Origin of the sequence: Microbacterium fluminis, from assembly GCF_051549805.1 — a bacterium.
Lineage (GTDB): Bacteria > Actinomycetota > Actinomycetes > Actinomycetales > Microbacteriaceae > Microbacterium.
In genome coordinates this window covers 1,785,422-1,800,233 of sequence record NZ_CP196042.1, presented here as the reverse complement: position 1 = coordinate 1,800,233, position 14,812 = coordinate 1,785,422, and the positions used below count along the sequence as shown (strand labels likewise).

The 14,812-nt window shown below is 68.2% G+C and carries 13 protein-coding genes; 12 read left to right on the top strand and 1 reads right to left on the bottom strand.

Translation table 11 applies throughout. The annotated features are described in order from the left end of the window. Nucleotides 1-37: 37 nt before the first annotated feature. The 12 genes from ACSJDX_RS08625 to ACSJDX_RS08570 all read left to right on the top strand — a co-directional run bounded on the left by ACSJDX_RS08625 (nt 38) and on the right by ACSJDX_RS08570 (nt 13,505). A complete protein-coding gene (locus ACSJDX_RS08625) occupies nt 38-961 on the top strand; it encodes a DMT family transporter (RefSeq protein WP_438352278.1) in 924 nt (307 codons plus the stop codon). After that, a complete protein-coding gene (locus ACSJDX_RS08620) occupies nt 958-1,428 on the top strand; it encodes a GNAT family N-acetyltransferase (RefSeq protein WP_438352277.1) in 471 nt (156 codons plus the stop codon). Before ACSJDX_RS08625 ends, ACSJDX_RS08620 begins: the two co-directional genes overlap by 4 nt. A 293-nt stretch (nt 1,429-1,721) precedes the next feature. Further along, a complete protein-coding gene (locus tag ACSJDX_RS08615; protein ID WP_438352276.1) occupies nt 1,722-2,849 on the top strand; it encodes a substrate-binding domain-containing protein in 1,128 nt (375 codons plus the stop codon). A gap of 79 nt (nt 2,850-2,928) precedes the next feature. Further along, the gene (locus ACSJDX_RS08610; RefSeq protein ID WP_438352275.1) at nt 2,929-4,491 is read left to right on the top strand and encodes a sugar ABC transporter ATP-binding protein; all 1,563 of its coding nucleotides are present in this window, start codon (nt 2,929-2,931) and stop codon (nt 4,489-4,491) included. Nucleotides 4,492-4,529: 38 nt separating this feature from the next. Continuing rightward, complete coding sequence (locus ACSJDX_RS08605) at nt 4,530-5,609, top strand: ABC transporter permease (RefSeq protein WP_438352274.1); 1,080 nt, start codon at nt 4,530-4,532, stop codon at nt 5,607-5,609. Nucleotides 5,610-5,697: 88 nt separating this feature from the next. After that, nucleotides 5,698-6,714, top strand: coding sequence for a LacI family DNA-binding transcriptional regulator (locus tag ACSJDX_RS08600; RefSeq protein ID WP_438352273.1), 1,017 nt, complete (start codon nt 5,698-5,700; stop codon nt 6,712-6,714). Continuing rightward, nucleotides 6,711-7,658 (top strand): aldo/keto reductase, encoded by a 948-nt coding sequence (locus ACSJDX_RS08595; protein ID WP_438352272.1) that lies wholly within the window; start codon nt 6,711-6,713, stop codon nt 7,656-7,658. Before ACSJDX_RS08600 ends, ACSJDX_RS08595 begins: the two co-directional genes overlap by 4 nt. A 25-nt stretch (nt 7,659-7,683) precedes the next feature. Then, a complete protein-coding gene (locus ACSJDX_RS08590; RefSeq protein WP_438352271.1) occupies nt 7,684-9,336 on the top strand; it encodes a GMC family oxidoreductase in 1,653 nt (550 codons plus the stop codon). Nucleotides 9,337-9,363: 27 nt separating this feature from the next. Further along, nucleotides 9,364-10,080, top strand: a complete 717-nt coding sequence (locus tag ACSJDX_RS08585) for a gluconate 2-dehydrogenase subunit 3 family protein (RefSeq protein ID WP_438352270.1) — start codon at nt 9,364-9,366, stop codon at nt 10,078-10,080. Between the two features lie 127 nt (nt 10,081-10,207). Continuing rightward, entirely contained in the window at nt 10,208-11,194 is a 987-nt protein-coding gene (locus ACSJDX_RS08580) for a LacI family DNA-binding transcriptional regulator (protein WP_438352269.1), read from the top strand. A gap of 236 nt (nt 11,195-11,430) precedes the next feature. Continuing rightward, a complete protein-coding gene (locus ACSJDX_RS08575) occupies nt 11,431-12,522 on the top strand; it encodes a nitrilase-related carbon-nitrogen hydrolase (protein WP_438352268.1) in 1,092 nt (363 codons plus the stop codon). Between the two features lie 185 nt (nt 12,523-12,707). Beyond that, entirely contained in the window at nt 12,708-13,505 is a 798-nt protein-coding gene (locus ACSJDX_RS08570; RefSeq protein ID WP_438352267.1) for a Gfo/Idh/MocA family protein, read from the top strand. Between the two features lie 73 nt (nt 13,506-13,578). Here ACSJDX_RS08570 and ispD read toward each other — a convergent pair whose 3' ends face one another. Beyond that, a complete protein-coding gene (gene ispD / locus ACSJDX_RS08565; protein WP_438352266.1) occupies nt 13,579-14,787 on the bottom strand; it encodes a 2-C-methyl-D-erythritol 4-phosphate cytidylyltransferase in 1,209 nt (402 codons plus the stop codon). Nucleotides 14,788-14,812: the final 25 nt, after the last annotated feature.

The following is a 14,812-nucleotide window of genomic DNA, read 5'->3' as shown; positions in this document are numbered from 1 at the left end:
CTCAGCCTACCGGCGGGTATCCGATAGAACTGTGGACGTGTCCGTCCTCGCCGTGCTCGCCGCCGCCGTGCTGTTCGGCACGACCGGAACCGCGCAGGCGCTCGGACCGGACGGCACGACACCCCTGTCCGTCGGCATGGCCCGGCTCGTGGTGGGAGGCGGCATCCTGGGCCTGCTCGCGCTCGGGACCGGGCTCCGCCGTCGGGCGGCCGCCAGGCCCCGCCCGGCGGCGCGCCCCGATCTCGCACTGATGGCCCTCACCGCCGTCGCCTTCGTGGCGTATCAGCCGCTGTTCTTCCTCGGCACGGCGGCCAACGGCGTCGCGATCGGCACCGTCGTCGCGCTCGGCTCGGCGCCGGTGCTGGCCGGCGGGCTGGAGTGGGCCCTCACCCGGCGGGCGCCGTCCGGCGTCTGGCTGACCGCGACGGGCGCGGCCACCCTCGGCGTCGCCCTCCTCGCCTTCGGCCGCGCGCCCGGCGACGGCGGCGAACTCGACGCGGTCGGACTTCTCGGATCGGTGGGCGCCGGCGCGTCGTTCGCCGTGTTCGCGGTCGCCCAGCGACGACTGCTCGATCGCGGCTGGTCGGCCCTCACCGTCGTGGGGGCGATGGGCGGCGGTGCCGCGGTGCTCGCCTTTCCCCTGCTGCTGACCACCGACCTCTCCTGGATCGGCCGCGCGGGCGGCATCGCCATGACGCTCTGGCTGGGGCTGGCCACCACCACCCTCGCGTACGTGCTGTTCACCTGGGGCCTGCAGAGCCTCCGCGCGGCGACCGCCGCGGCGCTCACCCTCGCCGAACCGCTCACCGCGGGCCTCCTCGGCGTCCTCGTCCTGGGCGAGCAGCTGTCGCCGCTCGCGATCATCGGCGTCGTCGTGCTCGCGGCGGGGCTCGCCCTGCTGGCGTGGGGTTCGCGCGCGCCGCGCGATCCGGCGCTGCGGGATAGGAGACTGGCGTCATGACCGCTGCCACAATCGACATCCGCGTCGACGATCTCACGTCGCCCGACATCCTCGCGCTGATCGCCTTCCACCTGAACGACATGCGCGGCACGGGGCCGGCGGAAAGCGTCCATGCTCTCGACGCGGCGGGTCTGCAGGATCCCGCCATCACGGTATGGTCGGGGCGGATCGACGGCGAGCTGGCCGGCATGGCGGCGCTATTCCGCTTAGACCCGGACCGCGGCGAGATCAAGTCGATGCGAGTCGACGACCGGTTCCGCGGCTCTGGTGTCGGCCGGGCGCTGCTCGGGCACCTCATCGACGAGGCGTGCGCCGCGGGCATACGGAGTCTCTGGCTCGAGACCGGATCGTCGCCGGAGTTCACGGCCGCCCACCGCCTCTACGCGAGCGAGGGCTTCACCCAGTGCCCGCCGTTCGACGGCTACGCCGACGACCCGCACTCGATCTTCATGACCCGTGCGCTCTGACTCATGTGCAGCCAGGCATCGATCGTCTCCCACTGGGTGATCGGTAACTTACACACAGCCATGATCGGCCCGATACATCTCCTTGTCTAGCAACCTCTGCTCTCCATCCAAGGCGCACGCACCTCACTTAATATCCTGATCAGAAGACTTTTAAAGCCCCGTAAGCGAACATGAGACGCCGCTCTCACAGGTTGCAGTTCCCACGTCCATTGCCTCTTGCATTTGCCTGATAGTGCGCTAACATCACCAACACACAGGCTCAGCAGACCCCGACGGGACGCTCACCCGACAAGGTGCCGATCGAGGTCGCTGCACAGCCACTTGCACAAGGGAGTGTTGACATGAGTAATGCAATCGCGCGCTCGAGAGGGCGCCGGATCATGCTGGGCGTCGTGGCGCTCGCCGCAACGGCCGTCGTTCTCGCCGGATGCCGCGCCTCCACCGACACGGCATCATCCGAGGACAAGGCCACCGGAAAAGGGCTCGTCATCGGCTGGAGCCAGCGCGGCATCAGCGGCAGCGACTGGTGGAAGACCCTCGTCGATGGCGGCCAGGCCGAGGCCGACAAGATCGGCGCCAAGATCGAGCTCCTCGACGCGAACGGCGACACGGTGCGACAGAACGCCGACGTTCAGACGCTCATCACGAAGGGCGTCGACGTTGTCATCATGAACGCCAACGACCCGATTGGCGTCGGCCCGTCGGTACAGGCGCTCAAGGATGCCGGCATTCCCCTCGTGACGGTGAACTCGAACCTCGATCCCTCGCTGGTGCCCGACATGTTCTGCTACGTCGCCGAGGATCAGGTCCAGACCGGTTCCCTCGCCGGTGAGGTGGCCGCAACCAAAGCGCTGGCGAAGTTCGGCGAATCGGCGCCTGTCAAGATCGTCGGCATCGGCGGATTCCCCGGCGATGTGCTCAGCGACCTCCGCTGGAACGGGTTCATGAAGGGCTATGGCAGCGTCATGTCGGCGCACACAGGCGTGAAGACGACGACGCTCGACATGAAGTACGGGGAGTGGAAGCCCGACAAGGCGCTGGCACCGATCCGCGACGTCGCGACAGCGAACCCAGATCTGAACATCGTCTACAGCATGAGCGACGTCATGAACGGCGGCGTGGTCCAGGGCCTGCAGCAGGCAGGACTCTGGGGCAATGGGGTCATCCTCGCGAGCTACGACGGCGGCATGGTCTCGGTCAAGGAGATGATGGACGATCCCACCGGACCGCTGCAGGCGACAGCGTCGAACCAGCCGTGGGACCAGGGTGCCACCGCGGTGAAGATGGCGCTGGCGGCGTTCAATAAGGACCAGTCGGCGTGCCCCGACCAGACCAAATACATCCAGACGACGGTCGTCACGCCGGAGAACGCGAAGGACTACTACGTCGCGGGCGACACCTACGTCCGCGCCAAGCAGTGACACTCGCCCGCCCGGTCGTCGCGATCACAGGCGCGGCCGGGCGGGCGCCACCCACCCCCCATCTCGAAGAGGAGACGACATGTCCACGCCCATGTCCACGCATCAGGTCGACGTTCCTGTCGATCGGCCCGTCAACGAGCTCGAGCTCGACGGGATCACCAAGGGGTACCTCGGCGTGCAGGCGCTCAAGGGCGTGAGCTTCTCAGTGCGTCGGGGCAGCATCCACGCGCTGGCGGGCCAGAACGGAGCCGGCAAGTCCACGCTCGTCAAGATCCTGTCCGGCGCGGAGACACCGGATGCCGGATCCATCCGACTGGGCGGCCTGCCGCAGCGATTCCGCACACCGTTGGACGCGCAGAACGCCGGCATCCACACCATCTATCAGGAGCTCTCGCTCGTGCCGTCGCTCTCTGTGGCCGAGAACATCTTCCTGGGGCGTCTCCCCCGCACTGCCGGAGTCTCGGTCGATTGGAGTCGGATGGCGTCGGAGGCGCGCGCCGCACTGGACCGGGTCGGGTTCGATCTGGATGTGCGCCGCCCCGTCGGCAGCTTCTCCACCGCGCAGCAACAGGCCGTCGAGCTCGCGAAGGCGATCCACAAGGACGCCCGCGTGCTACTCCTCGACGAGCCCACCTCGACGCTGCCGCTCCCCGACGTGGAGAAGCTCTTCTCGGTGCTGCGCTCGCTGTCGAAGCAGGGCGTGACCCTCCTATACATCTCGCACCGGATGGATGAGCTCTACTCGCTATGCGACGCGGTCACTGTGCTGCGCGACGGCGTGACCGCCGCCGACCTCGCCACCGCCGACTCCCGTCCGGCTGACGTCGTGACCGCCATGGTCGGGCGCTCGCTTGAGGGATCGATCGCCGACGCAGCGCTGCGCGGCGAGCGCTCACCGCGGCTGGGCACCGGCGCCGGCGAGAAGGTCATGGTGTCGGTCCGCGAGTTGTGCGACACCGACCGCGTCAGGGAAGTGTCGTTCGACCTGCGCGAAGGTGAGGTGCTCGGCATCGCCGGCCTGATCGGCAGTGGGCAATCCGAGCTCGCCAGCCTTCTCGCCGGAGCGCGTCCTCGGTCGTCCGGTTCGATGGAGGTCGAGGGGCGTCCCGTCGACTTCTCCGCCCCGCGCGACGCGATCCGTCGCGGAATCGGCCACCTTCCCCAGGACCGGAAGGCCGCCGGGTTCATCCCGGAGATGGGCGTCGCCGGCAACATCACCCTCGCCAGCCTGCCGCAGTTCAGCAGGCTCAGCGTCATCGACTCCCGTCGCGAGAAGCAGGTCGCCGCTGACATGGTCACTCGTCTGGGCATGAAGGTGTCCGGGGTTGGCCAGCCCGTCAAGACCCTCAGCGGAGGAACCCAGCAGAAGGCGATCCTCGCGCGCTGGCTGGTGCGCAACTCCCGCATCCTCATCTGCGACGAACCCACGCGTGGTGTGGACGTGAGCGCGAAGGAGGACATGTACGAGCTGTTGCGGGACTTCGCCCGCCAGGGCGGCACCGTCGTGATCGCCAGCTCCGAGATCACCGAGGCGATGATGTGCGATCGAGTGCTGGTCATGGCGCGCGGCCGCGTCATCGCCGAGCTGGACCACGACGAGATCGATCCGCACGGCCAAGCCATCCTCCAGAAGTTCTCGTGAGCGAGCACCCCGTCCGACCCATGTCGAAAAGGAACACCATGTCTCAGAACACCGCGTCGACGACCGCGCAGAGCCCCGCGCCGGGCTCGTCCGCCGCCCCGACCCCGCCGAAGCGAACGAGCGGCGCCGCCGCGCTGTGGCGCCGCATCCTGCCCAAGAGCTACCTGATCCTGGTGCTCGTTGCGATCATCATCATCGGCTACTACGTCTCGGCCGACTTCCTCACGGTGCGCAACGCCGAGAACGTGATCGCGGCGGCATCGATCGTCGCCGTGCTCGCGGTCGGCCAGTTCTTCGTCATCCTGACTGGGGGGATCGACCTGTCGGTCGGCTCGATCCTCGCCATGTCCACGGTGATCGTGGCCCTGACGCTCCAGACGGGCATGTCTGCGGGCCTGTCGATCGCCTTCACGCTCCTGTGCTGCGCGCTCGCCGGCCTGGTGAACGGGCTCCTGGTGGTCTGGCTGCGCATTCCGCCGTTCATCGCGACGCTCGCGATGATGAGCGCCGTCAAGGGCTTCAGCTACATCATCCAGTCCACGAGCCTCATCCAGATCCTCGACAAATCCTTCATCGAGGTGTTCGCAACCGGCACGATCCTCGGGATGAAGACACCCGTCGCGATCTTCCTGCTGGTGATGGTGGTCGCCGCGCTCGTCGCGAAGTTCACCACCTTCGGCCGCTCCCTGTACGCGATCGGCGGCAACCCCGAGGCGGCTCGGCTGTCGGGGCTGCCCGTCGCCCGCAACCTCATCATCACCTACACGATGTCGGGGTTCCTCGCCGGACTAGCAGGCCTCATCGCCGCCGCCCAGTTGCGTCAGGGAAGCTCGCTAATCGGCGTCGGCTATGAGCTCGACGCCATCGCAGCCGTGGTCGTCGGAGGCGCATCGTTGATGGGCGGCAAGGGCGACCCGATCAGCGCGGTGATCGGCGTCTTCGTCCTCGCAACGATCATCAACATCATGAACCTCGTCGGCATCTCCTCCGAACCCCAGCTGGTCATTAAGGGCGCCGTCATCGTCATCGCCGTGTTCCTCTCGAGCGCGGGCGGAGTCCAACGCATCTCCGGCTTCTTCGCGAAGAGGTTCGGCCACGGACGCCCCGCGTTCAGCTGATTCCCCAGCACACCCATCGACCCTTCATCCCGGAGAGGAGGACCTCGTCATGCCTCGAGACGGCAACGGAAACGCTCGCGGACCGCGTATGGTCGACGTCGCCCTCCTCGCCGGGGTGTCGCACCAGACGGTCTCCCGCGTCATCAACGGCACGGGCAACGTCGCTCCGGAGATCCGCGAGCGGGTCGAAGTGTCGATCCAGAAGCTGCGCTACCGCCGCAATCCGGCCGCTCGCGCGCTGGCGACCAGTCGAAGCATGAGCATCGGTGTCGTCAGCTACGGGCTCGCCCAATACGGTCCGTCGGTCGCTCTCACCGGCATCGCCGATCAAGTGCGCGCCGCGGGGTATTCCACCAGCATCGTCAGCCTGATCGAGGTCGACCGCGCAAGGATGCGGCAGGCCCTGGATCACCTGGTGGCCGATTCCGTGGACGGGATCATCATCCTTGCCCCCCTGGATGCTGCGCTCACCGCGATCGACAGGTTCGACGCGGATGCTCCGCTCGTCGTCTTCCACCCCGGAGCCGACGAGGGTGAGGATCGCGTGGTCACGGACGAGGTGGCCGGGGCTCGTCTGGCCACCGAGCACCTCCTGGACCTGGGCCACGCGAGCGTGCACCACGTGAGCGGCCCGCCCGGCTGGCTGGGCACGTCGGCCCGACTGCTCGGGTGGTCGCGGGCGCTGTCCGAGCGCGGACTGGTCGCCCATCCGCACCTCGAAGGCGACTGGACCACCAGGTCGGGTCATCAAGCGGGCCTGCGTCTGGCCGCTGATCCCACCGTGACGGCCGTGTTCGCTGCAAACGACCAAATGGCCCTCGGCGTCGTCAAGGCGCTGACCGATTCGGGTCGATCCGTCCCCGACGACGTCAGCGTGGTCGGTTTCGACGGCGTCCCGGAGTCGGCCTTCTTCCGTCCGGGTCTCACGACTGTGCGCTACGACTTCGCCGACGTCGGGCGGCGCGCGGTCGACCACATCCTCGACCTCATGCGCGGAGAGGACCCGGCTCCGCCACCGCGCATCGCCCCCGCACTCATCGTGCGCGAGAGCACTGCGCCCTCCCGCACCGCACCGCTGACCATCGACGGAAGGAATCGACCATGAACACACGGGAATTGGGACGGACGGGCTTGTCCGTCTCCGAGATCTGCGTAGGAACGAGCGCTCTGGGGAGCTTCCCGGCGCAGTACGGCTACGACGTCGACGAGGAGACGGCGGTGGACACCATCCTTCGCGTCTTCGACGGTCCCTTCACGTTCATCGACACCTCCAACGAGTACGGGGGCGGTGCGAGCGAGGCTCGCATCGGTCGCGCGATCGCAGAGCGCGGCGGGATCCCCGAGGGCTTCACGGTCGCCACGAAGGTCGACCCACTCCCTGGCAGCACCGATTTCTCGGGCGACCGCGTGCGCCGGTCTGTGGAAGAGAGCCTCGGCCGCCTCGGGGTGGACACCCTGCAGCTGGTCTACCTGCATGACCCGGAGAAGATCAGCTTCGCGCAGGGCGTCGCCCCCGGCGGACCGCTGGAGGCTCTCATCCGCCTCCGCGACGAAGGCGTGATCGAGCACCTCGGCGTCGCGGGTGGCCCGATCGATCTGGAACTGCGTTATCTCGCGACCGAGGCTTTCGATGTCGTCATCAGCCACAACCGGTATACGCTCATCGACCAATCAGCCGAGCCGCTGCTGGACGACGCGCGGCGACGCGGCGTGGCCTTCGTAAACGCTGCCCCCTTCGGCGGCGGGATGCTGGCGAAGGGACCGCGCGCCGTCCCGAGGTACTGCTACGCGCCGGTGGGTGCGGCGACCCTTGAACGCGCTCTGTCGATCGAGTCGCTGTGCGCCGACTACGACGTGCCGCTCGCGGCGGCGGCGCTGCAGTTCTCCACGCGCGACCCGCGCGTGACGTCGACGATCGTCGGGATGTCGCGACCCGACCGCATCGAGCACACGCAGGGGCTGCTCGAGCATCCCATCCCCGAGGAGCTGTGGGCTCGGCTCCTCCCACTCGCCGCGATCGGGCGAGCGGGCCACGAATCGGCCGCGTGAGCGACCCCAGGGAAAGGACACGAACATGACACGCAAGCGGAACCCCGAAGACGTCGACGTCGTGATCGTCGGCGCCGGCGCCGGTGGCGCCACCGCAGCGAAGGTGCTGACCGAGGCCGGACTCCGCGTCGTAGGTCTCGAGCGCGGCCCGTGGCTGAAGCCCGAGCACGCCTCGGGCGACGAGCTGAAGTTCCTCAATCGAAACTTCATCTGGCAAGACCCGAAGCTCAAGCCCCGAACCTACCGCCCCAACGACACGGAGGAGGCGGTCGTGACGAACTTCTCGGCTACGCCGCAGGTCGTCGGCGGGGGCACCACCCACTGGGGCGGGATGGTTCCTCGCATGGCCGAGAGCGACTTCAAGCTCCGCAGCCTGCACGGCGACGTGCCGGGTGCCAGCATCGTGGACTGGCCCATCAGCTACGCCGAACTCGAGCCGTACTACACCCGCGTGGAGTGGGAGTTCGGCACGTCGGGCCTGGCCGGTGCCAACAAGTGGGAGGCCTGGCGCAGTCGCGGATACCCTACCAAGCCGTCGCCGCTCAGCCAGATCGGACGCACGTTCGCCACTGCGATGGCGAAGATGGGTCATGGGACGTTCCCGATGCCCCAGGGGATGGTCACCGAGCCTTATCGCGGGCGCGAGCCCTTCAGCGAGAACGGCTTCTGGCAGCAGTATCCCGATCCCGGCACGGGCAAGTCCTCGACGCTGATCTCCTTCATCCCGGACGCGGTCGCGACCGGTCTCTACGACCTACGGGCGGATTGCTACGTCAGCGAGATCCTCGTCGGTAAGGACGGGCGGGCGACCGGCGTGCGCTATCAGGACGAGGACGGCGACGAGTTCGTGCAGAACGCGAAGGCTGTGATCGTCTGCGGCGGAGGCATCGAGACCCCGCGCCTCCTGCTGATGTCGACTTCGGGACTGTTTCCCGACGGTCTCGGCAACAGCAGCGGCATGGTCGGGCGCAACGCCACCTTCCACCAGTACTCGTTCTCGGTGGGCCTGTTCGATCGGGAGGTGACCGACCCGCTGTACGGCTGGGCGGGGCACTACATGAGCCTGTGCTCGTTCGACTTCTACGAGACCGACACCGATCGCGGGCACATCCTCGGCTCGCTCATCTTCCCGTCGATGATCGGCCACCCCGTGAACTGGAGCTTCCCCGGGCGTCCCACGTGGGGTCCGGCAGCCAAGGATGCCGATCGGGAGTTCTTCAACCACAGCATGAAGATCGGGATGCTGCTGCACGACCTTCCCGTCGAATCCAACCGCGTCGATCTGGATCCCACGGTGAAGGATGCCTGGGGCCTGCCGGTGGCACGGATCACCCACACGCCGCATGCCAACGACTTCGCCCACGAGAAGTGGCAGATCGCCAAGAACGGCGAAATCCTCGAAGCCGCCGGCGCCACCAAGGTCATCCCGGTGAACATGGAGCGCATCACCGGCAACACGTCGCACGAGCTGGGGACGGCGCGTATGGGCGACGACCCGGCGACCTCGGTCGTGGACCGCTGGTGCCGTTCGCACGACGTGCCGAACCTGTACGTGTTCGACGCGAGCTTCTTCCCGACCGCGACCGGCATCAACCCGGCGCTCACCATCATGGCCAACGCATGGCGCTGCTCGGACCGGATCATCCAAGTGGACCGGCACGGGTGGACCGAGGACTGACTCACACACGAGGAACGGAGGACTGACATGGGACAGGCGGAATGGGTGACGGTGCCGATCTCCACGCGCGACGTGGACGGGCCGGTGTTCTTCACCCCCCACGAATGGGACACGATCGAGGCGGCTACCGCGCGCATCATCCCGACCGACCATCACCCGGGTGCTCGAGAGGCGAAGGTCGTAAGGTTCATCGACCGGATGCTCGCCGGCACGCAGTACATCTTCCCCGCGGCGGACGGCGACGGCTTCCTGCGCATGGAGGGTCGGGAGCAGGACGCCTGGGCGGAGCGCATCGAGGCCCGTCGCATGTTCTATCGGGAGGGGGTCGAGCGGATGGATGGGCTCGCCCGGCAGCGCGGCGATGGCGACTTCATCGGGCTGAGCGAGGCCGATCAGGATGCGGTGCTCGTCGAGCTCTCGGGTGCGCCGCGGCCTGAGCGCTTCGCGCTGGCTGCCGAAGAGGAGGCCGGCCTCGGCGGCGCACCGGCGGGTAACCAGCCGGTGAACGAGGATTTCCTCGACTTCTTCCCGCTCCTGGTGCTCAATACACGCCAAGGGTTCTACGGCGATCCGGTCTACGGCGGCAACGAGAACCGCATCGGATGGGGCGTCATCGGATTCGACGGCCCCTCCTCCCTCGCCGCGACCATGGACGGCAGCTACACCACGCGAAAGTACATGGTCGAAGGCGCCGAGTGGCCGTACGACCAGCATCCCGAGGTGCTCCGTTACGGGCGTCGCTGAGGGTCGGATCATCGGGGAGGGGGCGCTCGCCGGGCATAATGAGGGGATGCCCGCGAGCCCACCCTCTTCCGCGTCGGGCACGAGTGGCACCCGCGAACGCCTCGCGTCGCGGAGTAAGGGGCCGCGGATGGTGGATGTGGCGCGACTCGCGGGGGTGTCTCAGCAGACGGTCTCACGGGTGGTCGGGGGTGCGACCAACGTCGCGCCCGATATCCGCGAGCGTGTCGAGACCGCGATCGCCCAGCTGCGTTACCGTCGCAACCCGGCCGCCTCCGCTCTTGCCAGCAACCGCACGATGACGATCGGTGTGGTGAGCTTCGAGCTCTCCGTGCTCGGCCCGTCCGTGGCGCTCTACGGCATCTCGGAGGAGGCGCGCAAACAAGGGTATGCGACCCGGCTGGTGACCCTCGGATCGCTTGACAGGGAGACGATCCGCACGGCTTTGGAATCCATCGGCCCGGACTCGGTCGACGGGGTCGTCGTGCTCGCACCGCTGTACGAGGCGCTCACCGTCGTCCGCGCTCTGGATGCCGAGATCCCGGTCATCACCTTCGAGCAGGGCACGCCGGCAAGTCCCACGAGCATCTCGATCGACGAGGTGCACGGAGCTCGGATGGCTGTGCGGCATCTGCTCGACCTCGGGCACGACACCGTCTGGCACGTTCGAGGTCCCGCCGGCTGGCTCGCCACGACCGCGCGCGAGCGAGGCTGGTCGGAGGAACTGTCCGCCGCCGGCCGGGCGGCACCTCCGCCGCTGGAGACCTCGGACTGGTCCGCGCAGGAGGGCTACCGCGCCGGCCGCGAGCTCGCCCGCAACCCCGAGGTGACCGCGATCTTCACCGCCAACGACCCCTTCGCGCTGGGCGTGGTGAAGGCACTCGATGAGGCCGGGATCGACGTCCCCGGCGATGTGAGCGTCGTCGGCTTCGACGATGTGAAGGAATCTCCGTACTTCCGTCCGGCATTGACGACCGTCACCCTGGATTTCGAGGCGATCGGCCATATCGCCGTGACACGCATCCTCGCGATGATCCGAGGAGACGCCGACGGCGTCATTCCGCTCATCGAACCGAGCCTCGTGGTGCGCGACACCACGGCACCGCCGCGGCGATAGGCCCTCTGCAGCACCTGTTTCGATGCGCGCCACGGGGCCGGCGAACGATAGTGCGCTCTCTCGACTTCGATCGTGGGAGCTGAGGTCGCTCCATCCGTTGCTTCTGCCGACACATCAGATCAGGCTCTTGCGCGATCCTGAAGATCATGCCTACGCTGAGTTAGCGCTAACTCAGCGTAGGCGACGAAGCCCTCACGGGTTTCGCTCGACCCGAATCTCAGAGAAGAGAGAACGAGATGATCGATCCGTACGTCGTGGCCGCTGTATCGCCGCGCACGTTCGCCGTCAAGAACCCCGGAGACGGTGTGGCGAATGTCAAGCGCATCAACGAGTTCATCGACACCGCCGCGATGGTGGGTGCATGGGAGGGATCCCCTGTCCGCCTCATCGTGATTCCGGAGATGGCGATCCAGGGAATGATCGCCAACACCCCTGGCAACCGGGAGAAGGAGGCGCACTTCGCCGTCACGATCCCCGGACCCGAGACCGATGAGCTCGGCAAGAAGGCGCGGCAGTTGAACGCCTTCATCGCGGCGGAGCTCTACATGGTCAAGGACGATGACTTCCCCGACCGCTACTTCAACGTTGCGTTCATCATCGATCCGCAGGGCGAGGTCATCTACAAGCGCTACAAGGCCACCAGCGACGCCTACGAGGGCGGAATGCTCGGCAACATGAATCCCCACGACATCTTCGATGAGTTCGTGGCGAAGAAGGCCGACGGCGACGTGATGAACGCGATCTTCCCGGTGGCTCGCACCGAGATCGGCAACATCGGCATCGCGATCTGCCACGAAGGCGTCTACCCAGAGGTCGCGCGGGGGCTCGCCATGAACGGTGCAGAGATCATCATCCGCCCGACACTGATCGAGCCCGCCGTGCAGAACGGGATGTGGGAGCTGCAGAATCGGGCACACGCCATGTTCAACTCCGCGTACGTCGTCGCTCCGAACCTCGGCCCGGAGTATCGCGAAGACGGCGGAGTGCAGGATCTCTTCGGCGGCCAGTCGATGATCGTCGGCCCTCGCGGGCAGATCCTCACGCAGCAGCGCGGCTGGACGACCGGCGACTCGTTCGTGTGCACCACACTCGACATCGAGGCCCTCCGCCGCGCACGCGTCGCGAACGGTCTGTACAACCAATTCAAGGATCTGCGCACTGAGCAGTACCGCGCGATCTACGACAAGCCGATCTACCCGAAGAACCAGTACGCCGATGCACCGCCCACCGAGGGCTGGCTCGCGCGAGAGCACGAGACGCGCGCGAAGAACATCCAGACGCTCATCGAGCGCGGCGTCCTGGTGCCGCCCACCGGATACCAGGCCTGACGATGGCGCAGGCTCCGCTTCCCCGCCGAGTCGCCGTGCTCGGAATGGGTCGGTGGGGTCGCGCATGGTCATACACGCTGGATCGGGTTCCCGGTGTCGAGGTCGTCGGACGTGAGCACCTCGACACCGGGACGACCCGACGCGACTACACCGCGATCCTCGACGAGCCCGACCTCGCGGCCGCGGTGATCACGCTCCCGGTGGGGCTACACCAGGAGGCGATCGCGTACGCAGTCAAGCGTGGGATCCCGGTGCTGTGCGAGAAGCCGCTCGTCGCCTCGCGCACCGAGCTGACCGAGCTCGTAGCCCTGGCAGAACAAACCGATGTCGTCATCCGCGTCGATCAGAACTATCGGCTCCGCCCCTGGGTGCGCAGCGCGCGGGACGCACTCCGTGCTGCGGGTCAGCTGCATCACGTCGCGATCTCGTTCGCACAGCCTGAGTTCCTCGAGGGCAAGCGCGAGCGGCTCCCCCACCCGCTCTTGGACGACATGACGATCCACCACCTGGACCTGCTCCGTTACCTGACAGGCAGCGAAGCGCAGGTCTTGGGCGCATGGTCCGCACGTTTGGACGGCACGGCGTACGTGGGCATGACCGATCTCGACGCGGTACTCCGCCTCGATCACGGGGCCCTCGTGACATACGGCGCGACGTGGGCCGCACGCGGTGCGTCAACCCCGTGGGACGCGAATTGGGTGTTCCGATGCGGGGAAGGAACCGTCCGTGTGCACGACCTGCGCGTCTCCCTCGAGCGCCCGGGACACCGGACGCAGATCTACGACGCCGATAGCGACGCCGTGGAGCACGCCGATCTCCTTGCAGCGTGGAGCGAGTTCGAGGCCGCTGTCGGCGGCGACCCCTTCAGCGGCGTGACCGTGGGCGATAACGAACGGAGTATGTCGCTCGTCTTCACCATCCAAGAACTCGCGAGTGCGGGCACATCCGTCACTCGCCGAGGCGGCGGGGTCGAATGGAAGTAGGCCCCCCGCGGCGGAGGCGTCACCGCCGGCGGGGCGGGCGCGCTTCGGGCTCGCTCGCCCCGGTCGCGGCGGCTCAGGCCGGCAGCACGAGAGCGACCGCGAACGCCGCGACGCCCTCGGCGCGCCCGGTGAACCCGAGTCCGTCGGTGGTGGTCGCGCTCACCGCGACGGATGCACCGCCCAGCGCGGCCGACAGCGCGGCCTCGGCTTCCGCACGGCGCGCCGCGAACCGCGGCCGGTTCGCCTGCACCTGCACCGAGACGTTCCCCACGCGCCACCCGGCCGTCCGGAGCAGATCGACCGTGCGCGCGAGGAACGCCTCGGCGTGCGCGCCGGCGTATTCCGGGTGGTCGGTGCCGAAATGCGTGCCGATGTCGCCGAGACCCGCTGCCGCGAGCAGGGCGTCGACGATCGCGTGCGCGACCGCGTCGCCGTCGGAGTGCCCCGACAGCGCCGGCTCCCCCGGCCATTCCAGGCCCGCGAGCCACAGCGCACCCTCGCCGCCGAAGCCGTGCACATCGGTCCCGATCCCCACGCGCGGCGCGGTCACGGGTGCGGAGGTGGGGGACGGATGCGGATGCTGCGCCAGCAGCGAGCGGGCGCGCACGAGGTCGTCGGGCGTGGTGACCTTGAACGACAGCGGGTCCCCGGCGACCGTCGTGATGCGACCGCCGCGGGCGGCGATGTGGTCGCCCACGAGCGCCGCGTCGTCGGTGTACTCGCGCTCGGCGGCGCCGTAGGCGGCATCCAGCACCGCGCGGTCGAAGCCCTGCGGGGTCTGCGCGGCCGACAGCTCGGCCCGGTCGACGGCTCCCGTCACCACGGCGCCGTCGACCCGCTTGATCGTGTCGACGACGGGCACGACGGGCAGCACCCCCGGTGCGCCCGCCCGGACGGCCCGTATCACCCGCTCGAAGACCGCCGGCGGGGTGAGCGCCCGGGCCGCGTCGTGCACGAGGACGACCTCGACGTCGCCCCACACCGCGGCCAGGCCGGCGGCGACGGATGCCTGTCGTGTGGGCCCGCCGGGAACGACAGACACGAGGTCGTGATGCGCGCCGGCCGCGGCGAGCGCGTCGGTGAGCGCGGCGCCTTCGTGCCCTTCGGGCGCGACCACGATCACCTGCGCGGAGGGCGCCGCGAACACTCCGTCGAGCGCGTGACGCAGGATCGTGTGGCGGTCGAGCCCCACGAGTGCCTTCGGTGCTCCGGCGCCCAGACGCGTGCCCGAACCCGCGGCGACGACGACGACGGCGACGGTGGGAACAGGTTCGACGGTCACGGAAGCGAGGCTATCCGGTCGCCGC